Source organism: Burkholderia sp. YHN3-13, from assembly GCF_055810675.1.
The window spans coordinates 55,210-81,140 of sequence record NZ_JBVVNQ010000007.1; the positions used below are offsets into that span (position 1 = coordinate 55,210).

A 25,931-nucleotide genomic window follows, 5' to 3' on the forward strand; every position below is an offset into this window, starting at 1 on the left:
GTCGATCAGCGATAGACCGGGAAACGCTTGGTCAGCTCGGCGACCTGCGCACGCACGCGCTCGATCGTCGCCGCATCTTCCGGGTTCTCCAGCACGTCGGCGATCAGGTTGCCCACTTGCTCCGCTTCCGCCGGGCCGAAGCCACGCGTCGTCATCGCCGGCGAGCCCAGACGGATCCCGCTCGTCACGAACGGCTTTTCCGGGTCGTTCGGGATCGCATTCTTGTTCACCGTGATGTGTGCCGCGCCGAGTGCCGCTTCCGCTGCCTTGCCCGTGATGTTCTTCGCACGCAGGTCCACCAGCATCACGTGGCTTTCCGTCCGGCCCGACACGATCCGCAGCCCGCGCTTCACCAGCGTCTCGGCCAGCACGCGTGCGTTCTCGACCACCTTCTCCTGGTATGCCTTGAACTCCGGCGACAGCGCTTCCTTGAACGCCACCGCCTTCGCCGCGATCACGTGCATCAGCGGGCCGCCCTGGATGCCCGGGAAGATCGCCGAGTTGATCGGCTTCTCGTACTCGGCCTTCATCAGGATCACGCCGCCGCGCGGGCCGCGCAGGCTCTTGTGCGTCGTCGTCGTCACGAAATCCGCGTGCGGCACCGGGTTCGGGTACACGCCGGCCGCGATCAGGCCTGCGTAGTGCGCCATGTCGACCATCAGGTACGCGCCCACCGACTTCGCGATCTTCGCGAGGCGTTCGAAATCGATCTTCAGCGAGAATGCCGATGCGCCCGCGACGATCAGCTTCGGCTTGTGTTCCTGCGCGAGCTTCTCGGCCGCTTCGTAGTCGATGTCTTCGTTTTCGTTCAGGCCGTAGCTCACGACGTTGAACCACTTGCCCGACATGTTCACCGGCGAGCCGTGGGTCAGGTGACCACCGTGCGCGAGGCTCATGCCCATGATCGTGTCGCCCGGCTTGAGCATCGCGAAGAACACGCCCTGGTTCGCCTGCGAACCCGAGTTCGGCTGCACGTTCGCGGCTTCCGCGCCGAACAGCTGCTTCACGCGGTCGATCGCGAGCTGCTCGACGATGTCGACGTACTCGCAGCCGCCGTAGTAGCGCTTGCCCGGATAACCTTCCGCGTACTTGTTCGTGAGCTGCGAGCCTTGCGCGGCCATCACGGCCGGGCTCGTGTAGTTTTCCGACGCGATCAGCTCGATGTGATCTTCCTGGCGGCGGTTTTCCTGCTCGATCGCTGCAAAGACTTCGGGATCGACGTTCGCGATGGTGCTTTGGGCTCTGTCAAACATACGGTTTCCGTTAAGTGTGTACAGGTTGACCGGGGCGGCCTAGTACGGTGCGCTGCTGGCGGGACCAGCTCGACGTGGCGGAAGAATCCGTATGACGCGAGGCAGGACAGCCACCGGCGATGCACGCGACGGCGCACAACGGCTGCCCAGGCGAACGGCAAAAACGGCGCCCCGCGCTTCACGGTGGGATGCTCCACCTTGACCCCGAAAGGGTTCTATCGCCAGTCACGCAGGGGTGATGAGCGCATTAGTGTATTGGATGCGTCATGATTAGGCAACCGCACGGCAGTGGCCTCCAAACAATAAGGGCCAGACTCTACGCGCCCGTGCCGAAACACTTCGCCGTCTTGCCGCGGTGCGGCATTCTCAGTAGGCTTGCGGGATTCCACCCGCTATTCCGTTACCGACCAGGAGCAGCAATGATCGTGTTCGTCACAGGTGCGTCCGCCGGCTTCGGCGCCGCCATCTCCCGCGCCTTCGTCAAGGGCGGCCATCGCGTCGTCGCCACCGCGCGCCGCAAGGATCGCCTCGACGCGCTCGCGGCCGAACTCGGCGACGCGCTGCTGCCGTTCGAGCTTGACGTGCGCGACCGCGCGGCCGTCGAAGCCGTGCCGGCCGCCCTCCCCGCCGAATTCGCGGCGCTCGACGTGCTCGTCAACAACGCCGGCCTCGCGCTCGGCGTCGAGCCGGCCCAGAAGGCCAGCCTCGACGAGTGGCAGACCATGATCGACACGAACTGCTCGGGCCTCGTGACCGTCACGCACGCATTGCTGCCCGGCATGATCGCGCGCGGTCGTGGCCATATCTTCAATCTGGGCTCGGTGGCCGGCACCTATCCGTATCCCGGCGGGAACGTATACGGCGCAACCAAGGCTTTCGTCAGACAATTCAGTCTGAACCTGCGTACCGATCTGATCGGCACGCCGTTGCGCGTAACCGACATCGAGCCGGGCCTGTGCGGCGGCACGGAATTCTCGAACGTCCGCTTCCGCGGCGACGACGCAAAGGCGGCGAACGTCTACGAGAACGTCCAGCCGCTCATGGCCGAGGACATCGCCGATACGATCTACTGGATCGCCACGCGTCCCGCGCACGTCAACATCAATACGATCGAAATGATGCCGGTCGCGCAAGCTCCGGCGGGCCTCACGATCCATCGCGGCTGACACGTCGCCCGCGGCCGCAGGCCCGCCCGCGGCCGGCCCCGGTGTGCCACGACGCACTACATTCCGTTACGAAACGGTTACGAATCCGGCCTTTGCCTTCCGGTAGAATGCGCGCCATGACTCAGCCTACCCGCTCCCCGGAAGCGCCGTCCGGCTTCACCTGGCCGGTGCGCGTGTACTACGAGGATACCGATGCAGGCGGCATCGTCTTCTATGCCAACTACCTGAAGTTCTTCGAGCGCGCCCGCACCGAGTGGCTGCGCGCGTGCGGCATCGACCAGCGCCAGCTCGCCGACGATACTGGCGCGATCTTCATCGTCCGCAGCACGTCGCTCGACTACCGCGCGCCCGCGCGACTCGACGACACGCTGACGATCACGAGCCGGCCCGGACGCATCGGCCGCGCGTCGGTGGATTTCACGCAGGAAGCCTGGTGCGGCGACACGCTGCTCGTGGCCGGACACATTCGCCTCGGCTGCGTCGACCGCGACGGTATCCGGCCCGCGGCCATCCCGCCGGCTGTGCTCGACGCGCTGCAACGCGGGCCCGTCATCGACGCCGGGCACACTCCATTGTCAACGAAGCTCGCATGAGCGCCGTTTAGACAAAGCCTATGAACTTGCGGTTCTGATTCGATACTAAGCAAGGTTCGGCGTCAGGCATGGCCGGCGCGCCGCGCCGCACGCATACCGGGCGCCCCCGAAGGGCCGTTACTCAAACCTCTATGAACACTTCTCAAGACCTGTCGATCATTTCCCTCGTCCTCAATGCGAGCGTGCTCGCCCAGGCCGTGATGGGACTGCTGCTGTTGCTGTCGCTGATGTCGTGGACCTTCATCTTCCGCAAGTGGTTCGCGATCCGCCGCGCGCGCGCGCAGACCGAACGCTTCGAGAAGGATTTCTGGTCGGGCGGCGACCTGCAGGCGCTGTACCAGAGCGCGGCCAACAACCGCCACACGATCGGCGCGCTCGAGCGGATCTTCGAATCGGGGATGCGCGAATTCCTGAAGGCGAAGGAAAAGCGCATCAGCGATCCGGGCCTCGTGCTCGACGGTGCGCGCCGCGCGATGCGCGCGTCGTTCCAGCGTGAGATGGACGTGCTCGAAGCCAACCTCGCGTTCCTCGCGTCGGTCGGCTCGGTCAGCCCGTACATCGGCCTGTTCGGCACCGTCTGGGGGATCATGAACTCGTTCCGCGGCCTCGCGAACGTGCAGCAGGCGACCCTCGCGAACGTCGCACCGGGCATCGCCGAGGCACTCGTCGCCACCGCGATCGGCCTGTTCGCCGCGATTCCGGCGGTGGTCGCGTACAACCGCTACGCGCACGACATCGACCGCCTCGCGATCCGCTTCGAGACCTTCATCGAAGAGTTCTCGAACATCCTGCAGCGTCAGGCCCAGTAAGGAGCGCGCCATGGCAGGAAGTCCCATCCGATCCAGCATGCGCGGCGGCCGCTCGCGCCGTGCGATGGCCGACATCAACGTCGTGCCGTACATCGACGTGATGCTGGTGCTGCTCGTGATCTTCATGGTCACCGCACCGCTCGTCGCCCCGTCGATCATCAACCTGCCGACCGTCGGCAATGCCGCGCCGCAGGAGCAGACGCCGCCCGTCGTCGTCAACATCAAGGCCGACCGCACGATGAGCGTCAAGTACAAGGGCGACTCGGGCGCGACCCAGGAAGACACGATGACGAAGGCCGAGCTCGACAGCTTCATCTCGGCCCGGCAGGCCGATCACCCTGACCAGCCGGTCGTGATCGCGGCCGACAAGACCGTGCAGTACGATGCCGTCATGACCGTGATGTCGGATCTGAAGGCGCGCGGCGTCAAGCGCGTCGGTCTCCTCGTCAAATCGCAATGAACCGGCAGCAATCCACGCGCAGCGCCGCCTACCCGCCTCAGCCTCCCCGCGAGCGCGGCACCTGGCGCGCGTTCGCGCTCGCCGCGCTGATGCACGTGCTGCTCGCGCTGTTCCTCTATCACGGCGTGCAGTGGCAGAACAGCACGCCGGCCGGCGCCGAAGCCGAACTGTGGACCGAGGTGCCCGACGTGCCCGCGCCGCGGCCCGTCGTCACGCCCGCGCCGCCCGCGAAGGTCGCCCCCCCCGCTCCGCCGGTGCGCGACGAGCAGGCCGACATCGCGCTGCAACAGAAGAAACGTCAGCAGGAAGCGGCCGCGCGCGAAGCGCTGCTCGAGCAGCAGCGCCGCGCGCAGCAGTTGAAGCAACAGGAAGAGGAAGCGCGCCGCGCGCAACTCGCCGCGCAGCAGGCCGCCGCGCTCGCCGCGGAAAGGGCCGCCGAACGCGACAAGCAGAAGCAGGCGGCGAAACTGAAGCAACAGCAGCTCGCCGAGCAGCAAAAGCTCGAACAGCAGAAGCTCGAGCAGCAAAAACTGCAACAGCAGAAGCAGGCGCAGCTCGAAGCACAGCAGGCAGCGAAGGCCAAGGCGGACGCCGCCGCGAAAGCGAAGGCGGAAGCGCAGGCGAAGGCAAAGGCCGAAGCGGCTGCGCACGCGAAGGCCGACGCGGCCGCCAAGGCGAAGCTCGACCGGGAACGAAATGCGCGCCTCGCGCAGATGCAGGGCCTCGCGGGTGCCGGTGAAGGCGGCGGCCAGGGCCTCGCGAAAAGCGGCACCGGCACGGGTTCCGGCGGCAACGCCGCATCGCCCGGCTACGCCGACAAGGTGCGCCGCCGCGTGAAGCCGAACATCGTCTGGGGCGGCGAGCGCGCGGGGCTCACGACCATCGTCAAGATCCGCTGTACGCCCTCGGGCGACCTGCTGAGCGTGTCGGTCTCGCGATCGAGCGGCAATTCCGGGTGGGATCAGGCGGTCGTCAATGCGATCCAGGCGTCGGTTCCGTTACCGCCCGATACTGACGGTCATACCCCGTCGAGCATTACGATTACCTTCAAGGCGGCGGAGTGAGCGCAAATGCGCTTAAACTCCGTGCGTCGCTGCCGGACGGGAACGAATCGGGTATTTTTACTGTCTCTGCGGTTGCGCAGCGATCCAAGTCACATGGGAAGCAGAAGCATGAGTTTGATGACAAAGCTAGGTTTCAGGGCACTCGTGGCCTCGTGTCTGATTACGGCGGGCAGCGCCGCTAACGCCCAGGTCAACGTGCTGATCACCGGTGTCGGGTCGACCCAGTTCCCCATCGCCACCGCGAATTTCACGAACGAGGCGAGCCTGCCGCAACAGGTCACGTCGATCGTTCGTGCCGACCTCGCCCGCAGCGGCAAGTTCACCAACATCGACGCCGGCAGCACGCCCGTGCCCGAGACCGCGTCGGTCGATCTCGGCGCATGGAAGGCCAAGGGCGCGAACGCGTTCGTCGCCGGCAGCGTGAACCGCGACGCGAACGGCCAGTACAAGGTCAACTTCATCCTGTACGACACCGTGAAGCAGCAAAGCCTCGGCGGCCTGTCGCTGACGGCGACCGACACCACGCTGCGCACGGCCGGCCACAAGATCGCCGACTACATCTACCAGAAGCTGCTCGGCGTGCGCGGCGTATTCGCCACGCGCCTGTCGTACGTGATCAAGACCGGTAATCGCTACCAGTTGCAGATCTCCGATTCGGATGGCCAGAACGCGCGCATCGCGCTGTCGAGCACCGAGCCGATCATCTCGCCGGCGTGGTCGCCGAGCGGGACGAAGGTCGCGTACGTGTCGTTCGAGCGCAAGAAGCCGATCGTCTACATCCATGACCTGCCGACCGGCCGCCGCTACATGGTCTCCGACCAGAAGGGCAACAACAGTGCGCCGGCGTGGTCGCCGGACGGCAACACGCTCGCCGTCGCGCTGTCGCTGACGGGCAATACGCAAATCTACACGGTCAACGCGAATGGCGGCGGCCTGCGCCGTCTCACGCAGAGCAGCTCGATCGATACCGAGCCGTTCTACTCGCCGGACGGCCGCTGGATCTACTTCACGAGCGATCGCGGCGGCGCGCCGCAAATCTACCGGATGCCCGCACAGGGCGAAAGCGCCGGTGCCGCGCAGCGCGTGACCTTCACCGGCAGCTACAACACGAGTCCGCGGATCAGCCCGGACGGCAAGCTGCTCGCTTACATCTCCCGCACGGGCGGGGGCTTCAAGCTGTACGTTCAGGATCTGCAATCCGGCGCGGCGAACGCCATCACGAATACCAATCGCGACGAATCGCCGAGCTTCGCGGCAAACGGCCAGTACGTTCTGTACGCTACCCAGTCGGGTGGTCGCAATGTTCTGGCCGCAGTGCCTTCCGACGGCAGCGCGCCGCCGCAAATCCTGTCCGTCCAGGGCGGCTCCGTTCGCGAGCCGTCGTGGGGGCCCTTCATGCAATGACCACAAGGAGAGTAACCATGATGTCGAATAAAGCTCGTCTGGCCCTGGCCGTGATGATGATCAGCGCGCTCGCCGCATGTAAGTCGGGCGTGAAGCTCGACGACAAGGCGAACAACGCGGGTGCCGTCAGCACGCAACCGAGCGCCGACAACGTCGCGCAAGTGAACGTCGACCCGCTGAACGACCCGAACAGCCCGCTCGCGAAGCGCAGCATCTACTTCGACTTCGACAGCTATTCGGTGAAGGACGAGTACCAGCCGCTGCTGCAGCAGCACGCTCAGTACCTGAAGAGCCACCCGCAGCGTCACGTGCTGATCCAGGGCAACACCGACGAACGCGGCACGAGCGAGTACAACCTCGCGCTGGGCCAGAAGCGTGCGGAAGCCGTCCGCCGCGCGATGGCACTGCTCGGCGTGAACGACTCGCAAATGGAAGCCGTGAGCCTCGGCAAGGAAAAGCCGCAGGCAACGGGCCACGACGAAGCATCGTGGGCGCAGAACCGTCGCGCCGACCTCGTCTACCAACAGTAAGTAACGGAAGAATCGCCGTATGACGCACCGTGTAACCTGGCTGCGTGCAGCCGCAGCTCTCTGCGTCGCCGGCGCGGCGTGGTCGGCCGCGCCAGCGCACGCCGGCGTGTTCGACGACAACGAAGCGCGCCGTGCCGTGCTCGACCTGCGTAGCAAAACCGACAACCTGGCGAACCAGTTGTCGGCCGCCCAGCGTACGATCCTCGATCAATCCGGCCGTCTCGACCAGCTGAACCAGCAGGTCGCGACGCTGCGCGGCGAGAACGAGGATCTGACGAACCGGCTGACGACGCTCGAGCGGCAGCAGAAGGAGTACTACCAGGATCTCGACACGCGGCTCAAGAAGTTCGAGCCGCAGCAGGCGACGATCGATGGTGTCGAAGGCACCGTGCAGCCGGGTGAAACGGATGCGCTCAATGCGGCGCAACAGCAGTTCCGCAACGGCAACTTCAAGGCGGCCGCGGCTTCGTTCCGCGCGTTCATCGCGAAGTATCCGCAGAGCCCCTACCAGCCGACCGCGCAGTACTGGTACGGCAATGCGCAATACGCGCTGCGCGACTACCGCGGTTCGACCGCGACGTGGCAAGGGATCGTCAGCAAGTTCCCGCAGCACCCGCGCGCGGCCGATGCCCTCGTGGCGATCGGGACGAACCAGCTCGAACAAGGCCAGAAGGCGGCCGCGAAGAAGACGTTCGAGCAAGTCGTGTCGCAGTACGCCGGGTCGAACGCGGCGCAGACGGCGCAGGGCAAGCTCGAAACGATCAAATAATTATCGCGGCGGGTTGTTGACACCCCATCAATCCGCCGCTATAATCTTTTGCTCTTTGGGTCGCTTGCCAAGTTGTTAAAGCAACGAACCAACAGGTTTCAAGAACGTGGGGTGGTAACTCAGTTGGTTAGAGTATCTGACTTTTAATCAGAGAGTCGAGGGTTCGAGTCCCTCCCACCCTACCAACTATCTTTGATAGTGCATTCAAGCCTCCCGCGTGGAGGCTTTTTTGCGTCTGTCGCTCCTGTGCCGAATCCGACATTTCTGCTTACCTGCGCGGAGTGCGCGTTCGAGCCACGCGCGCCCCACTCAGGGGTTAGCTCCGCCGCCCGCCAGTTCATTTCAAGTCGGTGCTCGCATGCACGCGATTTTCGCTTGAAGACTGCCGTATCAAAGGCTATCGAGATCAGCAAGCCCGCGCTCGCCGCGCCAGCAAATTCCCTGAGGTAAAAAATCCAGCACCTAGTTACGCTCAACGGCGAATCAGCTGGCGAGCGACCTCTCGGGCCGCCAGATCCGATCGGCACTGACATATCCCGAACCACCTAACCCGCGTTGGCCAAACACGACCCCGAGCAGGTCGCCGATCATTCTCGATAGCAAGAGCGCGAGACGCCCTAAAACGCGTCTCGGCACTCAGATCCGGCACTCAAGGCCGTCGTCTATTCATGGGTCGATTGCCGCTCAAGGTCCGCCGTTCTACGTAACAGCGCCTCGATCTCGCTCCGTGACGCTTCGAATTGACTTCGCATCCTTGAAAGTTCGCTTTCAAGGATGCTGGCCCGCTGTTCAAACTCATCCACCAAGATCGACTGCTTCTTATTGGCGGCGTCGATCATTACGGCACGCGCCTCATCCATACCCAAATGCAACCGCGCAATCTGCTCTGCGTGGGCTTGCGAGCGCTCCAGTTGCTGACGAAGCAGCAGCTCAATCTCCTGACGCGCTTTATGCAACTGGTCCTGCGCATCCAGCAGACGCTTCTCCAGGGCACTCGTGCGCCTCACATGCTCTTCAATCAGCGGCGTGTACGTTTTCTCGGCGGCCTCGATCGAAGCAAGGCGCTCTCGATCGATTCTCGAATGTGCATGAGCAAGTTCCTCTGCGTACTTTCGCTCTCTTTCCGCCTGCTGCCGCAGCAATGCTTCGACCTCGCCGCGGATGCTCACCGTTACCTTCGCGCACTCTGCGTCCGATTTGATACGTTCGCGAGCCAACTCTTCCTTGAGTTCATTCAACTCCTGCGACTTCTCTGCAAATCCCTCTTTGGCTTTCGACCAGCCACCATTCGCCCCTGCCATCCAGATCCGTCCTGTCTCGTACCGGCCATGGGCAATGAAATGGGCATAGGGGGGCGTACCCGCCGCAAGAATGTCGGTGTTATTAAGCAAGTAAGCAATTGGATCAAAATCCTGCGGGATCAACGGATCATTTGCCAGATGCCAATCGATGTTCAACAAGGCACTCGCTACGTGCGAGGCGCCGGACTGCTGAGTCAGCGCAATTTTTTCCAACGCCCAGTTCAGCACCAGATCGCGCACGCGTGCCTCGTGGCCGACCATCTCGCCTTCTATACTCAGCGAGGTCTCAACGGCTAAGGCTTGGCGATCGGTCTTGTTACGCTCGCCGGAAAGCGAAACAACATCAGCGCCACCAAAGAAATGACTATTGACCCAGTCGATATCGGCCCTATACCGCTTCTCGAGCCCTCCCTCGACCTCGTCAGTCATCTCGACAGACTCTGATTTGGCAAACGGCTCCGCATAAATCATTCGATCCGAAACTTCCTCGGAGAACGAAGCACCAAACTCCCGATTAATTCTACGAAGAAGGCTACGCTCCACGCCAGTCAGGGATCGATTGACAATTCGATCCTGATTCTCAAGGGTAGAAACTCCAATCAGGTCAACAAAGGAATCAACCACCCGCTTTTTGATTGCCTCGTAGCTGACGACAGTTACTTCATCGCTGGATAACACTTCGGAGAGGGATCTGAGTGTGGATATATGCAACCATTCAGCCGTATCGACCCATACCTCGAAATCCTCACACAATCCGTGACGCTTGATGAGCTGATCATAGACTGACTTCATGAACGGGATCACGTTTCGCACGTAGAAAACCACACGCAGACGAATGCCCTCTCCTCGACAAACATCGGCTAACAAACGCCAATTTTCGGAAGAAAATTCACTGAACAATTCAGATGAACAAATCGCGTTTGAATACTCACCAAAATAAGACCTAATTACAGCAGCAATTATCGAAACATCATTTCTTTCATCGCAAATGGCCTCACGCAACATCTCACCATTTCCGCTCGAAATCTGATGTTCGAACGCCATCCCGGTTTTATTCAGATACCCTATGTCGCGCGCAGCGAGCTTTTCGGAGTTGAATTCAAGAAAACTCTGCAGCGCAGACGATCCTGTTTTAGGGCCACCCGCATGCAAGAACAATGTAGATTTCATGTTTTTATAACCGACTCAGATCGACTTGAGTTGCGCGAATTGCGACCCACTTCCCGCCGAAATAAAATATCCGTACATCAATGAAAATTTCTTCAATTTCATGCCTTTTATCAACCCACCTCCCCGGGTAAGCTGAGGCCGCCTCACTCGCGATGGTTTGCAACAACCAAATTCGAATTCTCAATGTAAATATTCGCGCACTGAAACCAACACGCTTGCTTACCGCAATCTTACTGCCTTTCCTTGCACTTCTCCACGAAATTCATCCATTCGGCAGGTCGAATATCCGCTGACGAAATTGGACGGGCAACAAGCCATCAAGGAAAAAGGGGCAAATGCACGCTTCACACTGAGGCAGCGACGGTTACGAAAAATCGGCCTATGTTCAAAGCAGAATCACTGGAACAGCCAACACGGGCAGTCCACAAGCTACTGCATGCGCCCGCGGTCATTGCGGACTCCAGTTCTATCACCGCAACCGGCACCTGTGCTGCCGGCGCTCCAGGCTCGCGCGCGATAGCAAGACTTGCTTCTTTCCGGTTCCGACAAGCAGTTCGCCTGCTGCGCGACGACAATCCATTCGGACGATCCAGCGCTTCGGTAACACAAAATGCCGCCCCCCCTGCTGCTCTATGGTCATCACGCATTGCTCCGCGTATCGATCTGCAAATGTCAATGATTGCTGCCGTCGCTTGTGCATGCGCCGCCGCTCGCATTAGGCCGGATGCGGACAGGCACGCCCCGCTACTCTCATCCCAGGCGTCAACGAAAGTAGCGCCGGCTTCAGTACCCGTCACTCGAAATCGACTCGCGCGCTTTTTTGAGTAGAAACGAGTTTGCCGAACAAAACGTCAGCGCTCACTCACGTCCCGCAGCCCACCCCATATCCCGTGCACAGATGCCCTCAGGCAGCAGCAGCCGCTGCGAGAGTTGCCGATGCACGATCGTGCAGGCAATGAAACTGCATCCGCGCGAACAGTGACGTTCGATATGAAAATGAATCGTACATGCGGGCCGAACAGGAACGTCTGCCACGAACGCTCGACGATCGTGCGCGCGTTGCAGCTCCGGCCTTCGCCAGCCGGCAACCTCGCGCGCTCGAAGATCGCGCGCACCCGCCCGGCAAGCGACACCAGCGTGACGAACGGCACGATCCACAATGCGATATACAGCAGCGGGCGTCCGGCGAACGCGAGCGCGCCGAACAGCAAGCCATCGCAGGCCAGCATCAACGCCACCTCTCACGCCGCATACGCGCGCGAATTTCCGGCCTTCGGCAACACATGCGCGAACTTGCTGCGCGCAAGCTTCACGACGCTCGTCACACAGCCGATCCCGCACGCAAAAGCGAGCAAGCGGCCGTTCTTCGCATCGTAGTTAGCGGTATTTGCGCCGATCTCGACGAAGTCGATCGGGCGGCCGGCCAGCGCGGTGATTTCGGCGCATGCATCCGCCGGCAAGCCGTGGTGCGTGATGACCCATTGCACCAGTGCCGCTGACGGCACGGTCTGTTGCAACAGCGCAGACACGAGGCGCTTCAGGCTGTCGACGGTCTGCGCCATGCCCGCGCCGCCACGCAGGCTGTTCGTCTCCAGCACGAGCGCGGTCTTCGCCGCCACGGAACGAGCGGCCGCGGTGCGGCTTCATTGAAGTTAGGCATCCGGAATATCTCCGCCGTCATGCGCAGCGGTATGGATGAACCGACAGTAAGGAGGCTTGTGGCACGCCGACGAAAGCGGGCCGCCGCGACCCTCGTCGCGAAGCGGGCGGCCCGATCAGGCGCCCGCCGTGCGCAGCATCACTCCTGGATCGACGGCGCGGACTCTGCGTCGGCAAAACGCGGCTTCGCGTTCTGCAGGTCGCGCGTGTTCTTTTGCACGGCCACCGAGCCGAACAGCGCGAGCACGAACGACATCGCGTAGAAACCCTTTTCGCTCAGTTGCAGCGTGGCATTGAACAGGCCGACGATCAGCAACGCGATCGACAGCAGCAGCGCGATCCAGCTGAGGCCGTAGTAGATGCCGGTGACGGGAATACCTTCCGCGCGGTCGCGCACGCTCTTCTGCAGCGAGATCGCCGCGTAAAGGCCGAATACCAGCACGGTGAAGTAGTAACCCTTCTCGTTGAGCTGCATGCCGGCGTTCCAGAGGCCGATCAGGAACGCCGCGAAGCCGGCGAGCAGCGCGGCCCACGATGCTGCCACGAACGCGAACGACGGCTGATGGATGGTGGTCTGGTTCATTGCTTTGCCCTCTCTCTCTTCTTGTTCGAAATCGTTTTCGTTGAACTGCGTTTTGCGCATGGTAGCAGCTTTGGTCCGCGAGACGACAGCCGCCGGTGCAGTCTTACATGCCGCGCTGCGCGCGGCGCCAGCGCCCGGGCGTCATGCCGAGCACCGCGCGAAACGCCTTGCCGAAGGCAGCCTCGGACTGGTAACCGACCGCCTGCCCGATCTCCGCCTGACCGCGCTGCGTGTCCTGCAGCAACGCGCATGCATGCATCATCCGGATCTGCGCGACGAACGCGCCGACACTCATCCCGGCTTTCTCGCGGAAATGCCGCGCATACGTCGCGCGCGACATGGCCGCCGCGTCGCCAAGCGACTCGACCGTCCACGGCTGCTCCGGCGCCCGCAGCACGGCCTGGACCGACGGGCCGAGCCGCGCGTCGGCCGCGAGCGCGAGCCAGCCGGACGGCACGCTCGCGCCGCGGCCATAGGCACGCAGCGCATACGCGAGCAGCGCCTGGCCGAGCGCGTTCACGATCGCGCCGGCGCCCGGCTGCACGTTCGACGCCTCGGTGCGCAGCACGCTCGTCAGCAGTTGGAGCGGCTCGAACCCCGAGGCCTCACGCAATCCGACGTGCAGCACCTGCGGCAACGCGCGCATCAGCAATTCGCCTGCACCACGCGCGTAGACGAACCGTCCGCACAGCAGGTCCACACTCGCGCTGTGCGGCGCGGCCGGATCGAGATTCGACTTGACCGGCAGCACCGCGCCGTCGCCGGCACCCGAATCGCGTAGCGGCACGACCGGCTGCGACCGGTCGCGCCCCGTGTCGAGCAAGTCGTGTGCGCCGCCGGCTGGCAACAGCAGGAAATCGCCTTCGGCGAGCTGCAGCATGCGCCCGTCGGCCGTGCGCAGCCGGCACGTGCCGGTCAGCACCAGATGGAACGCCGCCTCGCCGGGCGGCAGCGGGTCGTGCGGCATCGCGAATGGCCCGTCGAGCAGGCATCGCACGTCGAGCTCGACATGGCTGCGCCCCAGCGACAGCAGTTGACTCAAGGCATCCATGAGACGATTGCGCTAAAAATTGACACTCTAGCGTATCGAAACCCTCAGCGCGAACGATCAGAATAGGTCTGCATCGCCCGAGATCGCGGCGGCCGCCGCCCTCCTCACCTCTTCTCGAAAAGGACGCATCATGCTGAACTGGAACGAATACCGGAAGGAACTCTCGACGCGCATCGGCGACATCGCCAAGCTGTCGCCCGATACGCTGGCCGGGTACAAGGCGCTGTCCGGCGCAGGCGCCAAGACCGGCCATCTCGACGCGAAGACGCGCGAGCTGATCGCGCTCGCGGTGGCCGTCACGACGCGCTGCGACGGCTGTATTGCCGTTCACACCGCCGAGGCGACGAAGCACGGCGCAACCAAGGAGGAAGTGGCGGAAGCGCTCGGCGTCGCGATCGCACTGAATGCAGGCGCGGCGCTCGTCTATTCGGCGCGCGTGATGGACGCGCTCGGCGACTGACCGTCACCGCAGTGCCGTCGCGGGCCACCCTGCTGCGTGGCGCCCGGCCGTCCGGCCGGGTGGCCACGCACCTCGCGATGGTTGAAGATTGGCCGGCGTTCTCGCGCCGGCAGCCGCCGCTGCGCCGCGCGCAGGCGCGGGCATGCCGCGAAGTCGGCTACCATGCGCGAACGATCCATCGTAAAGGAGCATTCCATGTGCCGCTGGCTCGCCTATACGGGTAATCCGATCCATCTGGAAACCGTGCTGTTCCGCGCGAAGCATTCGCTGATCGACCAGAGCCTGCATTCGGAACTCGGCGCCACGACCACCAATGGCGACGGCTTCGGCATCGGCTGGTACGGGCGCCCCGACGAGCTCCCGTTCCGTTACCGGTCCGTCCATCCGGCATGGAACGACCGCAACCTGCGCGAAGCCGCGCGCGCGATCCGCTCGCGAATGTTCGTCGCACATATCCGCGCGGCGACCGACACGCCGGTACAGGAAACCAACTGCCACCCGTTCCGCCACGGCCGCTGGCTGTTCGCGCACAACGGGTTGATCCGCGACTTCCACAAGCTGCGCCGCGACCTGACGATGAAGGTCGATCCCGCGCTGTTCCCGACGCTCGAAGGCTCGACCGATTCGGAGCTGATGTTCCGCCTGGCGCTGACTTACGGCCTCGAACAGACGCCGCTGCCGGCACTCGAACGAATGGTCGGCGTGGTCGAGGAAACCGCCACGCGGCATCGCGTGGCCGATCCGCTCAACATGACGGTCTGCGCGACCGACGGCGACCGGATCATCGCGGTGCGCTATTCGAGCGAACGGCAATCGCGCTCGCTGTTCCACAGCACGTCGTTCAAGCACCTGCACGAACTGTATCCGCATAACCCGCGCATCGCCGAAGCCGGCGACGACGCGTTCATGGTCGTGTCGGAACCGCTCGTCGACCTGCGCGGTGCATGGGAGGAAGTGCCGGAGGGGATGGCGATTGTCGCGCATGGCGCGGATGTGCTGCAGCAGCCGTTCGCGCCGCGGCACAAGTAGCGGGCGGCGCCGTGCGCGCCGTCAGCCGCGGCGCGAGAACCGCATCCGGATCGAATCGAGCTCGGCCGGCAGCCGGCGCGAACGCTCGCGCCGCCGCGGCAGCGCGGCGAACCCCAGCCGCTCGTACAGCGCCCGGGCGCGCCCGTTGCGGGTCAGCACGTCGAGCACGACCTCGCGGCTGCCGTCGGCCGGCAACGCACCGGCGTCCAGCGCATCGCGGAACAACGCACTGAAGATACCCGTGCCGCGCTGCCGCTCGTCGGTCGCGCAATGCGCGACGAGGATCTGCGAACGCTTCGGCGCCGGGAGTTCCGTTTCGAGGATCAGCCCGCGCAGCAACTGGCCGATCGTGCGGCGCACGCCGAAGAAACGCGCGAGGGCCCACACGACATGCACGTCGTCGAACATCGTCCGATGCCCGTCGTGAATCGCCATTACCGCAAGCACGGAGCCGTCTTGCGCAACCGCGACGCGGTGCCGGCGCCACGAGAAGCGCCCGTGACGCGAGCGGAATGCCCGCTGCAGGAACGCGATGCAGCGCGCGTCGCTTTCGCCGAGAAAGAACCCGAATTCGGCCACGCCGGACGCGAACACGAGCGGCCCGCACGCCGCCGCATCATCCGCATCGGCCGCGCGAAACCGCACGGGCTCGCCGGCGCGCGGAACCGCCCGCGGGAACGCGGCGGCCTGCGTCATGCGCTCCGCCCCGCCAGCCGCGACAACACGCCCACCGTCCGGCTGATCTGCTCCGGTTCGTGCGTCGAGCAGATGAAGAAACGCAACCGCGCCGCCTTTTCCTCGACGGCCGGATAGAAGATCGGCTGCACGTTGATCCCTTCGTCGAACATCGCATTCGCCCATTGCGCGGCCTTCAGCGAACTCCCGGTAATCACCGGCACGACCGCATAACCCGCACTCGTGCCCGTATTCAGCCCGGCGGCGCGCGCCTCGGTCAGGAACTGCCGCCCGCGCGCCTGCAGTTGCGCGACGCGCGCCGGCTCCGCCTGCAGGCGTTCGAGCGCGGCCAGCGACGCTTCGGCGAGCGTCGGTGCGAGTCCGACGCTGTACAGAAAACCCGGCGCCAGATGACGCAGCATGTCGACGAGCGGCTGGCAGCCGGCGATGAAACCTCCGCAGCCGGCCAGCGTCTTGCTCATCGTGCCCATCCACATGTCGACCTGATCGGGGGCGACGCCGCAATGCTCGCGGATACCCTTGCCGGTCGCGCCAAGCACGCCGAGCGAGTGAGCCTCGTCGACCAGCAGGAACGCGCCGTGGCGCGTCTTCACGTCGACGAAGCGCTGCAGGTCGGGGAAATCGCCGTCCATGCTGTACAGCCCTTCGATCGCGATCAGAACGTGCCGATATTCGCGGCGCACGCGCGACAGCAGTTCGTCGAGCGCCTGCCAGTCGTTGTGCGGGAAGCTCAACCGCTTCGCGCCGCTCAGCTGCGCGCCCTGCACGATGCTGTTGTGCGCGAGCGCATCGTGGACGACCAGGTCGCCCGGGCCGAACAGCGCGCCGATCACGGTCACGTTGGTCGCGTGGCCACTCACGAACGCAACGCAGTCGTCGGTCTCGTAGAACGCGGCCAGCGCGCGTTCGAGGTCGCGCTGCACCGGGCGTTCGCCCGCGACCATGCGGCTTGCCGATGCCGACGTGCCGTAGCGGTCGATCGCGGCTTTCGCACGCGCGGACACGTCCGGGTCACCGGCCAGGCCGAGGTAATTGTAGTTCGCGAAGTTCAGGTATTCGCGGCCGCCGATCTGCGTCGTCGCACCGGCGACGCCGTCGTGCACGCGGAAAAACGGCGAGTCGACGCGCAGCTTCTCGCCCATCTCGCGCATGATCCGGACCTGCTGATACTGCGGCATCGATTCGAAGCGGCTGCGCGCCGACGCGGTCTGCGCAGCCGGCGTGCCGGGCACGCCGGGCGCCGCCGCGGCATCGGTCGCGCGTTCCAGTTGCCGTTTCAGGGCTTTCGCCGCCAGTTGCTGGCGAAGATGCTCTCCCAGTGCCATCGCTTCCTTCGCTTTATCTCGAAAAGACGCTATGTTACGCCGCGTATTTTGAAAAAGCGTGGTTTCAAGTCTCGGAAAAGTCGGCCCACTGCCACGCATCGGGCGTAGCGAGCAGCGCATCGACCAGCCGGAAGTTCATTTCGTGGCTCGGCCGCAGCGCGCTCACGCGCGCCAGCAGCGGCGCACCGGCCAGCGCGAGATCGCCGACCAGATCGAGCACGCGATGCCGGACGAACTCTTCCGGCAGCCGCATCCCGCCCAGCACGCGATTGCCGACGATGGACGCGGTACACGACGGCCGCGCGCCGCGCAGGATCGGCACGCCGCGCAGATACCCGGCGACGATCGCCGGCACGGCCCACTTCACGCGCCCGTACGAGCGCGACGGCGCGATTTCGGTCGCGAATGCGGCCGGCGTCAGCGCGCCGTCCCAGTGCATGTCGCCGAAGCCGCGCAGGTCGTTGCGTACGCTCAGTTCATAGCGCGACGCCGGCTCGATCCGCATTTCACGCCGCTGGCCGCCCTCGCCATCCGTGACGACGACGGGCCGCAGCACCCGGATGAAGCGTTTCGGCGCATCGAGCGCGACGCGGCCGCATGCGCGGATCGCATCGACCCACGGCGTTGCGCTGCCGTCGAGAATCGGCACCTCCTCCGCGTCGAGCTCGACGATCGCGTGATCGATTTCGCACGCGAGCAGCGACGCAAGCAGATGCTCGACGGTGCGCACGCCGACGCCGTCGGCATTGCGCAGCATCGTGCAGAGCGGCTGCGCGCGGCGCAGCGCGGGATCGACCGGCAGCGTCGCGAGTGTGCGCCCGTGCGCGACGCGGCGGAACGCAATGCCCGTCACGCCGTCTTCCGGGCGTCCGGGCAGGATCCGCACGCCCACCCGGCGCCCCGTGTGCAGCCCGTGCCCGTCGATCGTCAGCGGCTGTGCCAGCGTACCCTGGCGCGTCGCCCAGCCTGCCGGTGCGCTCATCGGACAACCTCCAGCGGCGGCGACGCATGACCGGCGACGGCCGCCGGCCCGGTGTCGAGCATCGCGCGCGCTTCGCCGTCGATCGCATGCTTCGCGGCAAGCGCCGCGACGGCCTCCTGCGCGGCATCGGTCGCGGAGCCTGCGTCGGCATCGGCCGACGCGCCGATCGAATCGACGATGCGCCCGGCCAGCGTCGTCACCGACGCGCCTTCGGCAATCGCCATCACTGACAGCTTGACCTCGAACGCTTCCTCGACCGCAAGGCCGAGCTCCATCCCCATCAGCGAATCCATGCCCATGTCGAGCACCGACTTGTCGAGCGCGATGCGGTCGGGCGTCATGTGCAGAATCCGCGCAATCTGCGCCTGCAGCGTCCGCGCCACCAGCGCGATCGCTTCGTCGCGCGGCAACGCGAGCACCTCTTCGCGCAGCTGCGTGCCGCCGTCGCGCGCATCGCCGCCGCTCGCGTGCGATTGCAGCAGCGCATACCGGCGCGCCTTCGCGGCCGGCATCCCGCGCGCCACCGCGTGCCAGTCGAGCCGGACCACGGCTTCGCCGGCCGCGCCTGCAACCAGCGTGCGCTCGAGCGCGACCATCGCCTCGTCGGACGTGATCGACGCACCGCCGATCCGCGACTGCAACGCTTCGCGCGTATCGGCGTGGCGCGCGAGGAAACCGACGTCCTCGAGCGGCCCCCAGGCCATGAACGTGCCCGGCAACCCTGCCGCGCGGCGATGTTCGACCAGCGCTTCCAGGAAGGTGTTGGCCGCGACGTAGTTCGATTGCCCCGGATTGCCGAGATAGGTCGTCGCCGACGAATAGACCACGAACAGGTCGAGCGGCAGCGCGCGCGTCGCGCGATGCAGGTTCCACGCGCCGGCCACCTTCGGTGCGAGCACCGCGGCCATGCGTGCATCGTCGAGATTGCGCACGAGACCATCGTCGATCGACATCGCGGAATGCAGCACGCCCTTCAGCGGCACGTCGCGCCGGACGATCGCGGCGATCATCGCGTCGACCGCCGCGGCATCGGTCACGTCGCACGACACGACATCGACGGTGACGCCCAGCGTGTCGCGCCAGCACGCGACCTCGTCGCGCGCCGCGGCGGCGAGTTCGCCGGAGCGGCTCGCCAGCGTGATCCGGCGCGCGCCGCGCTCGACCATCCAGCGCGCGCTCGCGAAGCCGAGCCCGCCCGTGCCGCCGACCACCAGGTACGCGCCCCGCGGATCGAGTGCGAGCGAGCCCGCGCCCGTCACACCGCGCGTCGGCGCCGGCGTGCCGGACGGATAGGTCACGAGCACCTTGCCGATCTGGCGCGCCTGCTGCATGTAGCGGAACGCATCCTCGGCCCGTTCGGCGGGGAACGCGCGATACGGCAGCGGATGCAGCACGCCTGCCGCGAACAGCGCCATCACTTCGCCGAACAGGCGTTCGGTCAGCTCCGGCAACGCGCCCATCAACTGGTCGGCATCGATGCCGAAATAGCTGATGTTGTTGCGGAACGGCCGCAGCCCGATATGGCTGTTTTCGTAGAAATCGCGCTTGCCGAGCTCGAGGAAACGACCGAACGGACGCAGCGTGTCGATGCTGCGCACCATCGCTTCGCCGGCCAGCGAGTTCAGCACGATGTCGATGCCCTGCCCGCCCGTCATCGCGCGGATCTCGTCCGCGAACGCGAGACTGCGCGAATCGAGCACGTGATCGGCGCCAAGCAGGCGCACGAATTCGCGCTTCTCGTCGCTGCCGGCCGTCGCGAACACTTCCGCGCCGAAGTGGCGCGCGAGCTGGATCGCGGCGATCCCGACACCGCCCGCGCCGCCGTGCACGAGCACGCGTTCGCCGCGGCGCAGCCGCGCGAGTTCGACGAGCGCGTAATACGCGGTGAAGAACGTGGTCGGCACGGTCGCCGCTTCCTCGAACGACAGGCGTTCGGGCTTCGGCGCGATCGCTTGCGTACGCGTCCTGACGCGCGTCGCGAACGATGCCGGCGCGAAGCCGAGCACCGCGTCGCCCGGCGCAAATGCCGTCACCGCGCGGCCGACCCGGACGACACGGCCGGACAGCTCCATGCCGATAGACGCGCCCGCGAAGCCGGTTTCGACCGCCTCATCGGACAGGAGCCCCATCGCATACATCACGTCGCGGAAATTCAGGCCGGTGGCGACCGGCTCGATTTCCACCTCGTCCTCGCCCAACGGGCTTTCGGGCAACGCAAACCATTCGAGATTGCGCAACGAGCCCGGCGCGTCGAACGCGAGCACCGACGCGCGCGCGATCGCGCCATCGCTGCGCGCCGCGGCCTGCACGGCCGTCAGCATGCGCGGCACCCGCCGCCCGTGTGCGCTCAGGACGACTTCTTCCTCGACCGCCGAGCCGGTCAGCTCGCGAATCAGCGCATCGGGAATCCCGTCCACCGCTTGATCGACGTCGATCAGGCGGCACGCGAGTTCGGGATGCTCGTTCGCGAGCACGCGACCGAGGCCCCACAGCGTCGCCTGCTCCGGGTGCGCATTCGCGGCCCCGGCAAACGGCGCGCCGCCGCGCGTGACGACGGTCAGCCGCGTGGCCGCGTTCGGCTGCGCGCCGAGCGCGCGCACGAGTGCCGCCAGCGCGATCGCGCCGTGACGCTGCGCGGCCATCAGGACGTCACCCGTCGCGGCCTCGGCGAGCGGCGTTTCCGGTGCGCAGAACACGACGTGCGCTGGCTGCCCGGCCGGCAACGACGCAATCGCATCGACCGCGTGCGTGAGGTCGACGATATCGGCCGGATAGCCCGCCTGCGCCAGCGCATCGGCCAGTTGCCCGCCGAAACCGCCGACCGCATCCGGCGCGTGCATCACGAGCCAGCGTTCGTTGCGTGCGAGCGCATCGAGATCGCTCGGGTCGCTGCCATGTTGGGCGGCCTTCGTGCTCGCGGGATTGCGCGCGACGACGAACGTCGGCGTGCCGTCCAGGTCGAGCGATTGCTCGACGTGCCGCACAACGTCGACGTAGCCTGCGCGCGCGAGCGCGGCCTCGAGATCGGCCGGCGCCAGCGGCACGGGCGTGCCGGCTTCCGTCGACGCCGCCTGCGCGGCGAACACGATGTCGGAGAAACGGCCGCGGCGCGACTCGGCCAGCAGCAGCAATCCACCGGGCGCCAGCCACGACCGCATCGCATGCAGCGCGTCGGCCACATCGTGACGGCCGCTCAGCGCGCGGTTCGCGACGATCAGGTCGTAAGGCCCAGTGTCGTCGGCCGACAGCGACAATCGCTCGCCCGACTGCAGCGCCACCGTGCGCACCGCCGCTTCCGCGTCCGTGTCGAACCCGGCCAGCTGGCCGGCCGTCGCGGCAATCGTGTGATCGCAGCGTGCGACCGCGAGATGCATGCCGAGCGTCTGCAGCACGTCGCCGTCCGTCGCACCGAGTTCGAGCACGCGCAGCCGGCGCGCCGGCTGCCATGCGTCAACCGCGTGCCCGACGCCGGCCGTCAGCAGCGCGTGCACGTGCTGCCAGGTCGGCGACGCGGCAAGGAGCTGCTCGACCAGGCTGTGGCCGGTCGGCGACAGCCAGCGTGCGCCATCCTTCGCGCCGCTCAGCACGTCGGCCAACGCCGCGCCGCAATGCGCAAGCAGCGTCAGCTCGGCCACGTGCGCCGGCGATTCGGCCAGCAGCCCGCGCCACAGCTCGTCGAGCGGCGGCAACGCCGCGCATGCCGCGTCGTCGCGTACGAGGTGCGCGCCGTCGCGATGGGCCAGGCCGTCCTCGACGAGCATGTCGGCAAGACGTGCCGCCAGCGCCGCACGCCCGGGCGCCGGCTGCCAGGTGTCGGCGAACGCGCCGAGCGCATCGAATGCGCGCAGCACGTAGAGGCTCGCGAGCACGTCGAGCAGCGGCAGGATTTCGGTCAGATGCCGCGTGCGGCGGCCGTCGTCCTCGGCCGTCTCGAGCCGGGCGACCGCCTGCGCAAGCAGCGCGTCGGGCGCCGGCAGACCGGCCGCATCGACATCGCCCGGCAGCGGCGCCTCTTCGAGGCGGTACACGAAGCGCGCAGGCAGGTTCTGCCGGCGGCCGACGAGGTCGACGCGCCGGAACCGGCAAGCGCCGAGCCGCGCGACGATCGCGCCTTGCGCGTCGAGGAATTCGAAATGCGCGACGACCGAATGCGGGCTGCGCCGGTCGATCCGCGCGAGCACGCGAGCGACCGTATCGCCGCGCAGATAGTCGACCCGGCCGATCTGCACCGGCACGTAAGCCGGATGCTCGCCATCGCGCGCGTGCGCGGCGAGCAGCGCGAACAGCGGATGAAACCCGCTGTCCATCAGCGCCGGATGCAGCAGATAGGCGGACAACGCCCGCGCATCGCCGCATGCGGCGGGTGCCGAGACGTCGGCCAGCGCCGCATCGTCGCCCGCGGCGACCCGCACGCTCCGGACCCAGCGGAACGCCGGCCCGTACGTGAGGCCGATCGCCGCGGTGTTCGCGTACAGCGTGTCGCCGTCGGCGGCCGGCAGCGCAAGCAGGCGCTCGAGCGTACCGGACGGGACGACCCGCGCGGCGCCGAGCGCGCAGCCGCTCTCCAGCATCCGCCCCGTCACGTTCAGCGTCCATGCGCCGTCCGACATCCGGTCGCGCGTCTCGATCGTGAAGGTCGCGGTGCGCGGCTCGATCACGAGCCGGAACAGCTTCGACTGCTGCGGCTGGAACACGACCGGCGTGCGGATCTCGACGTTTTCGAGTGCCGCATCCGGCGTATCGAAGAAGGTGCGCGCAGCGGCAAGCGCCATTTCGACGTAACCCGCGCCCGGGAACGCCACGCCGCCGTCGACGACGTGATCGGCCAGCATCGGCAGCTTCGCCGGATCAAGCTGGTTTTCCCAGCCGAACGCGTGTTCGTGCAGGCGATAGCCGAGCAACGGATGCTCGCGGCGGCGATTGACGAGGCCGTAGCCTTCGACGGTCGGCGTCAGCCAGAACCGGTCGCGCTGCCACGGATAGGACGGCAACGCCGCGCGCAACGTGCCCGGTGCAAAGCGATCCGGATCGACGCTCGCGCCGTGCGCGATCGCCGCAAGAACCGCCTGCCGCAGCGTTGCCGCGCTGCCGTGATCGCGCTTGAGCGTCGGCAGCACCGTGCCGGCCACGGCCGCTGCCGTGAACGCCTGCTTCACGTATGTGCGCAGGATCGAATGCGGCGACACTTCCACGAACAGCCGGACGCCCTGCTCGATCAGATACGCGACACCGTCACCGAAGCGCACGGGCTCGCGGATGTTGCGCCACCAGTAGCGCGCGTCGAGCTCGGTACCGGAGAACGCCCCGCCGGTCACGGTCGATACGAACGTACCGTTGCCCGGTTGCGGCCGCAGGCTGGCCAGTTCGGCCAGCACGATCGGCTCGATGCGATCCATGTGGCTGCTGTGGAACGCATAGTCGAGATCGAGCATCTGGAAGAACTTGCCGCTGCCGCGCAGCGCGGCCTCAAGTGCCTGCAGGCCCTGCAGTTCGCCCGCCAGCGTGACCGCATCGGGGCTGTTGATGCCGGCGATTTCGACGCGCCGCGCGAGCCCGTGACGCGCGATCAGTTCGCGTGCGGCCGCGTCGCCGATGCCGACCGCGGCCATCCGGCCGCTGCCGCGCGTCATCGCCTGCGCGCGGCTGCGGATCTTGATCACGCGCACCGCATCGGCGAGCGACAGCGCACCCGTCACCCACGCCGCGGCAATCTCGCCGACGCTATGGCCGATCGCCGCGTCGTAACGCATCCCGCGCGCATCGATCACGCGGATCATGCCGACCTGGATCGCGAACAGCAGCGGCTGCGCGTTCTCGGTCGCGGCGAGCCATTCGGCGCCCGCGCCGGCCAGCCATTCCGCGCCCGGGCCGCCGCGCATCACGTCGACGAGCGACGGGCTGCCGTCGGCGCACCACAGCGCGTCGACTTCGTCGAGCGCCGCGCGGAAGACGGCGTTTTCCGCGTAGAGTTCGTTGCCCATCCCGACCCACTGGCAACCGTTGCCCGAGAACACGAGCGCGGTGCGCGGCGTGTCCGCGGGCGCCTGACCGGTGACCACGCAGGCCGGCACGCCTTCCCGCGCCGGCTGAGCCAGTGCCGCCAGCGCCGCGCGGCCTTCGGCCACGTCGGCCGGCGCGACGATCGCGCGATGTTCGAGCCATTGGCGGCGGCGTGCGGCCGCGGCGGCAAGCGCCTGCCAGTCGCCGCCGTTGTCGAGCGTCGCCAGATAGCGGCCTGCGAGCGCGCCGAGCGCAGTTGCGCTGCGCGCGGTCAGCACGAGCGGAGACAGCGCATCGGCCGGTTCCGGTACTGCCGTCGACACGTCACGGGCAGCCGGCGCCTCGGTCAGCACGACGTGTGCGTTCGTGCCGCCGAAGCCGAACGAGTTGACGCCGACCGTCAGCGGCGCGTCGCCCGCGTCGAGCGGCATGTAGCGATCGACGACGCGCAGGCGCCCGCCGTCGAAATCGATGCTGGGATTGGGCGTGACGAAATGCAGCGAGCGCGGCACCGCGCGATGCTTCAGGCACAGCACGGCCTTCAGCAGGCCGGCCATGCCGGAGGCCGTTTCGAGGTGGCCGATGTTGGTCTTCACCGAACCGATGAGTAGCGGACGGTCCGCCGGGCGCTGGCCCGACACGACGTCGATCAGCGCACGCGCCTCGATCGGATCGCCGACCGCCGTGCCGGTGCCGTGCGCCTCGAGGTACGCGAGCGACTGCGGATCGATACCGGCGCGCGCGTACACGCTGCGCAGCAGCGACGCTTGCGCGGCCGCGCCGGGCACACTGATGCCGCCCGGCGAGTGGCCGACCGAGTTCACGCCGGAGCCGGCGATCACCGCGTGGATCGTGTCGCCGTCGGCGAGCGCGCGATCGAGCGGCTTGAGCAGCACGAATGCGCCGCCTTCGGAGCGCACGTAGCCGTCGCCGGTCGCATCGAATGCGCGGCAACGGCCGCGCGGCGACAGCATCGACGCCTTGGAGAAGCTGACGAAGCCGAACGGATGCAGCAGCAGGTTGACGCCGCCCGCGAGCGCCATCTCGGCTTCGCCGGACTGCAGCGCCTTGACGGCCTGGTGGAGCGCGACGAGCGACGACGAGCAGGCCGTGTCGACGGACATGCTCGGACCGCGCAGGTCGAACAGGTAGGACACGCGGTTCGACGCGATGCTCAGGGTGTTGCCGGTCGCCGAATACGGATCGATCACGTTCAGATCGTCCATGTTGCGGTTGCCGTAATCCATGCTGGCAGCGCCGACGAACACGCCGCAGTTGCTGCCGCGCATGTCGGCCGGGCGCACGCCCGCGTCCTCGAACGCTTCCCATGCGAGTTCGAGCAGCAGGCGTTGCTGCGGGTCCATCTGGGCCGCTTCGCGCGGGGAAATGCCGAAGAATGCGGCGTCGAAGCCGGCGACGTTGTCGAGCACGCCGGCCGCGAACGTGTAGCTCTTGCCCGGTTCGCGCTTGGACGGGTGCTGGTAGAAATCGGTGCCGAAGCGGTCGGCGGGGATTTCGGTCACTGCGTCGCGTTCGTCGCGCAGCAGTTGCCAGAAGTCGCCGAGATTGTTAGCGCTCCCGGGAAACCGACAAGCCACCCCAATTATTGCAATCTTACTGTTCATCT

General features: G+C 66.3%; 20 protein-coding genes, 1 tRNA gene and 1 riboswitch. Of the genes, 11 read left to right on the plus strand and 10 right to left on the minus strand.

All coding sequences use genetic code 11. The features are described from left to right. Nucleotides 1-5: 5 nt before the first annotated feature. Entirely contained in the window at nucleotides 6-1,253 is a 1,248-nt protein-coding gene (glyA, locus tag AC0KUR_RS17785; RefSeq protein WP_034187211.1) for a serine hydroxymethyltransferase, read from the minus strand. Between the two features lie 137 nt (nucleotides 1,254-1,390). Then, nucleotides 1,391-1,492: riboswitch (ZMP/ZTP riboswitch) on the minus strand. Nucleotides 1,493-1,672: 180 nt separating this feature from the next. Here glyA and AC0KUR_RS17790 point away from each other — a divergent pair. From AC0KUR_RS17790 to AC0KUR_RS17830, 9 genes are all read left to right on the plus strand, one after another. Beyond that, the gene (locus AC0KUR_RS17790; protein ID WP_473376242.1) at nucleotides 1,673-2,419 is read left to right on the plus strand and encodes an SDR family NAD(P)-dependent oxidoreductase; all 747 of its coding nucleotides are present in this window, start codon (nucleotides 1,673-1,675) and stop codon (nucleotides 2,417-2,419) included. 107 nt (nucleotides 2,420-2,526) lie between these two features. After that, complete coding sequence (gene ybgC, locus AC0KUR_RS17795; protein ID WP_034187209.1) at nucleotides 2,527-3,012, plus strand: tol-pal system-associated acyl-CoA thioesterase; 486 nt, start codon at nucleotides 2,527-2,529, stop codon at nucleotides 3,010-3,012. A gap of 131 nt (nucleotides 3,013-3,143) precedes the next feature. Next, nucleotides 3,144-3,821, plus strand: a complete 678-nt coding sequence (gene tolQ, locus AC0KUR_RS17800) for a protein TolQ (RefSeq protein WP_021157170.1) — start codon at nucleotides 3,144-3,146, stop codon at nucleotides 3,819-3,821. A gap of 10 nt (nucleotides 3,822-3,831) precedes the next feature. After that, entirely contained in the window at nucleotides 3,832-4,281 is a 450-nt protein-coding gene (gene tolR / locus AC0KUR_RS17805; protein ID WP_006484943.1) for a protein TolR, read from the plus strand. Beyond that, the gene (gene tolA / locus AC0KUR_RS17810) at nucleotides 4,278-5,345 is read left to right on the plus strand and encodes a cell envelope integrity protein TolA (protein WP_059557295.1); all 1,068 of its coding nucleotides are present in this window, start codon (nucleotides 4,278-4,280) and stop codon (nucleotides 5,343-5,345) included. The genes tolR and tolA overlap by 4 nt, the downstream gene beginning before the upstream one ends. A 108-nt stretch (nucleotides 5,346-5,453) precedes the next feature. After that, the gene (tolB, locus tag AC0KUR_RS17815; protein ID WP_034187207.1) at nucleotides 5,454-6,749 is read left to right on the plus strand and encodes a Tol-Pal system beta propeller repeat protein TolB; all 1,296 of its coding nucleotides are present in this window, start codon (nucleotides 5,454-5,456) and stop codon (nucleotides 6,747-6,749) included. A 17-nt stretch (nucleotides 6,750-6,766) separates the two neighbouring features. Beyond that, on the plus strand, nucleotides 6,767-7,279 hold the full coding sequence (gene pal / locus AC0KUR_RS17820; RefSeq protein WP_011883386.1) for a peptidoglycan-associated lipoprotein Pal: 513 nt from the start codon (nucleotides 6,767-6,769) through the stop codon (nucleotides 7,277-7,279). A 19-nt stretch (nucleotides 7,280-7,298) separates the two neighbouring features. Continuing rightward, on the plus strand, nucleotides 7,299-8,048 hold the full coding sequence (gene ybgF / locus AC0KUR_RS17825) for a tol-pal system protein YbgF (RefSeq protein ID WP_034187206.1): 750 nt from the start codon (nucleotides 7,299-7,301) through the stop codon (nucleotides 8,046-8,048). 108 nt (nucleotides 8,049-8,156) lie between these two features. After that, nucleotides 8,157-8,233, plus strand: a tRNA-Lys gene (locus AC0KUR_RS17830). Nucleotides 8,234-8,710: 477 nt separating this feature from the next. On the opposite strand, the gene AC0KUR_RS17835 is transcribed toward AC0KUR_RS17830, so the two are convergent. The 5 genes from AC0KUR_RS17835 to AC0KUR_RS17855 form a co-directional block, all read right to left on the minus strand. Further along, nucleotides 8,711-10,519: a coiled-coil domain-containing protein gene (locus AC0KUR_RS17835; RefSeq protein ID WP_226227324.1), complete on the minus strand. Its 1,809-nt coding sequence runs from the start codon at nucleotides 10,517-10,519 to the stop codon at nucleotides 8,711-8,713. An 851-nt stretch (nucleotides 10,520-11,370) separates the two neighbouring features. Further along, nucleotides 11,371-11,757, minus strand: a complete 387-nt coding sequence (locus AC0KUR_RS17840) for a hypothetical protein (protein WP_473376243.1) — start codon at nucleotides 11,755-11,757, stop codon at nucleotides 11,371-11,373. 3 nt (nucleotides 11,758-11,760) lie between these two features. Then, a complete protein-coding gene (locus tag AC0KUR_RS17845; RefSeq protein ID WP_473376244.1) occupies nucleotides 11,761-12,138 on the minus strand; it encodes a hypothetical protein in 378 nt (125 codons plus the stop codon). A gap of 179 nt (nucleotides 12,139-12,317) precedes the next feature. Further along, the gene (yiaA, locus tag AC0KUR_RS17850) at nucleotides 12,318-12,761 is read right to left on the minus strand and encodes an inner membrane protein YiaA (RefSeq protein WP_034187204.1); all 444 of its coding nucleotides are present in this window, start codon (nucleotides 12,759-12,761) and stop codon (nucleotides 12,318-12,320) included. A gap of 103 nt (nucleotides 12,762-12,864) precedes the next feature. Further along, entirely contained in the window at nucleotides 12,865-13,812 is a 948-nt protein-coding gene (locus tag AC0KUR_RS17855; RefSeq protein ID WP_034187203.1) for a cupin domain-containing protein, read from the minus strand. A 130-nt stretch (nucleotides 13,813-13,942) separates the two neighbouring features. On the opposite strand from AC0KUR_RS17855, the gene AC0KUR_RS17860 reads away from it, so the two are divergent. Both AC0KUR_RS17860 and AC0KUR_RS17865 read left to right on the plus strand, forming a co-directional pair. Further along, nucleotides 13,943-14,272 (plus strand): carboxymuconolactone decarboxylase family protein, encoded by a 330-nt coding sequence (locus tag AC0KUR_RS17860; RefSeq protein WP_034187202.1) that lies wholly within the window; start codon nucleotides 13,943-13,945, stop codon nucleotides 14,270-14,272. 195 nt (nucleotides 14,273-14,467) lie between these two features. Beyond that, on the plus strand, nucleotides 14,468-15,301 hold the full coding sequence (locus AC0KUR_RS17865) for a class II glutamine amidotransferase (protein ID WP_473376245.1): 834 nt from the start codon (nucleotides 14,468-14,470) through the stop codon (nucleotides 15,299-15,301). 21 nt (nucleotides 15,302-15,322) lie between these two features. On the opposite strand, the gene AC0KUR_RS17870 is transcribed toward AC0KUR_RS17865, so the two are convergent. The 4 genes from AC0KUR_RS17870 to AC0KUR_RS17885 all read right to left on the minus strand — a co-directional run bounded on the left by AC0KUR_RS17870 (nucleotide 15,323) and on the right by AC0KUR_RS17885 (nucleotide 25,929). After that, a complete protein-coding gene (locus AC0KUR_RS17870; protein WP_473376246.1) occupies nucleotides 15,323-15,997 on the minus strand; it encodes a GNAT family N-acetyltransferase in 675 nt (224 codons plus the stop codon). Beyond that, nucleotides 15,994-17,322 (minus strand): aminotransferase class I/II-fold pyridoxal phosphate-dependent enzyme, encoded by a 1,329-nt coding sequence (locus tag AC0KUR_RS17875; protein WP_059557302.1) that lies wholly within the window; start codon nucleotides 17,320-17,322, stop codon nucleotides 15,994-15,996. Before AC0KUR_RS17875 ends, AC0KUR_RS17870 begins: the two co-directional genes overlap by 4 nt. A gap of 64 nt (nucleotides 17,323-17,386) precedes the next feature. After that, on the minus strand, nucleotides 17,387-18,304 hold the full coding sequence (locus tag AC0KUR_RS17880) for a UDP-3-O-acyl N-acetylglycosamine deacetylase (RefSeq protein ID WP_473376247.1): 918 nt from the start codon (nucleotides 18,302-18,304) through the stop codon (nucleotides 17,387-17,389). Beyond that, nucleotides 18,301-25,929, minus strand: a complete 7,629-nt coding sequence (locus tag AC0KUR_RS17885) for a type I polyketide synthase (protein WP_473376248.1) — start codon at nucleotides 25,927-25,929, stop codon at nucleotides 18,301-18,303. Before AC0KUR_RS17885 ends, AC0KUR_RS17880 begins: the two co-directional genes overlap by 4 nt. Nucleotides 25,930-25,931: the final 2 nt, after the last annotated feature.

What these genes read in the sequence shown, in the direction of transcription:
- glyA (WP_034187211.1), bottom strand. Translation starts at nt 1,253, where the DNA reads ATGTTTGACAGAGCCCAAAGCACCATCGCGAACGTCGATCCCGAAGTC.
- AC0KUR_RS17790 (WP_473376242.1), top strand. Translation starts at nt 1,673, where the DNA reads ATGATCGTGTTCGTCACAGGTGCGTCCGCCGGCTTCGGCGCCGCCATC.
- ybgC (WP_034187209.1), top strand. Translation starts at nt 2,527, where the DNA reads ATGCGCGCCATGACTCAGCCTACCCGCTCCCCGGAAGCGCCGTCCGGC.
- tolQ (WP_021157170.1), top strand. Translation starts at nt 3,144, where the DNA reads ATGAACACTTCTCAAGACCTGTCGATCATTTCCCTCGTCCTCAATGCG.
- tolR (WP_006484943.1), top strand. Translation starts at nt 3,832, where the DNA reads ATGGCAGGAAGTCCCATCCGATCCAGCATGCGCGGCGGCCGCTCGCGC.
- tolA (WP_059557295.1), top strand. Translation starts at nt 4,278, where the DNA reads ATGAACCGGCAGCAATCCACGCGCAGCGCCGCCTACCCGCCTCAGCCT.
- tolB (WP_034187207.1), top strand. Translation starts at nt 5,454, where the DNA reads ATGAGTTTGATGACAAAGCTAGGTTTCAGGGCACTCGTGGCCTCGTGT.
- pal (WP_011883386.1), top strand. Translation starts at nt 6,767, where the DNA reads ATGATGTCGAATAAAGCTCGTCTGGCCCTGGCCGTGATGATGATCAGC.
- ybgF (WP_034187206.1), top strand. Translation starts at nt 7,299, where the DNA reads ATGACGCACCGTGTAACCTGGCTGCGTGCAGCCGCAGCTCTCTGCGTC.
- AC0KUR_RS17835 (WP_226227324.1), bottom strand. Translation starts at nt 10,519, where the DNA reads ATGAAATCTACATTGTTCTTGCATGCGGGTGGCCCTAAAACAGGATCG.
- yiaA (WP_034187204.1), bottom strand. Translation starts at nt 12,761, where the DNA reads ATGAACCAGACCACCATCCATCAGCCGTCGTTCGCGTTCGTGGCAGCA.
- AC0KUR_RS17855 (WP_034187203.1), bottom strand. Translation starts at nt 13,812, where the DNA reads ATGGATGCCTTGAGTCAACTGCTGTCGCTGGGGCGCAGCCATGTCGAG.
- AC0KUR_RS17860 (WP_034187202.1), top strand. Translation starts at nt 13,943, where the DNA reads ATGCTGAACTGGAACGAATACCGGAAGGAACTCTCGACGCGCATCGGC.
- AC0KUR_RS17865 (WP_473376245.1), top strand. Translation starts at nt 14,468, where the DNA reads ATGTGCCGCTGGCTCGCCTATACGGGTAATCCGATCCATCTGGAAACC.
- AC0KUR_RS17870 (WP_473376246.1), bottom strand. Translation starts at nt 15,997, where the DNA reads ATGACGCAGGCCGCCGCGTTCCCGCGGGCGGTTCCGCGCGCCGGCGAG.
- AC0KUR_RS17875 (WP_059557302.1), bottom strand. Translation starts at nt 17,322, where the DNA reads ATGGCACTGGGAGAGCATCTTCGCCAGCAACTGGCGGCGAAAGCCCTG.
- AC0KUR_RS17880 (WP_473376247.1), bottom strand. Translation starts at nt 18,304, where the DNA reads ATGAGCGCACCGGCAGGCTGGGCGACGCGCCAGGGTACGCTGGCACAG.
- AC0KUR_RS17885 (WP_473376248.1), bottom strand. Translation starts at nt 25,929, where the DNA reads ATGAACAGTAAGATTGCAATAATTGGGGTGGCTTGTCGGTTTCCCGGG.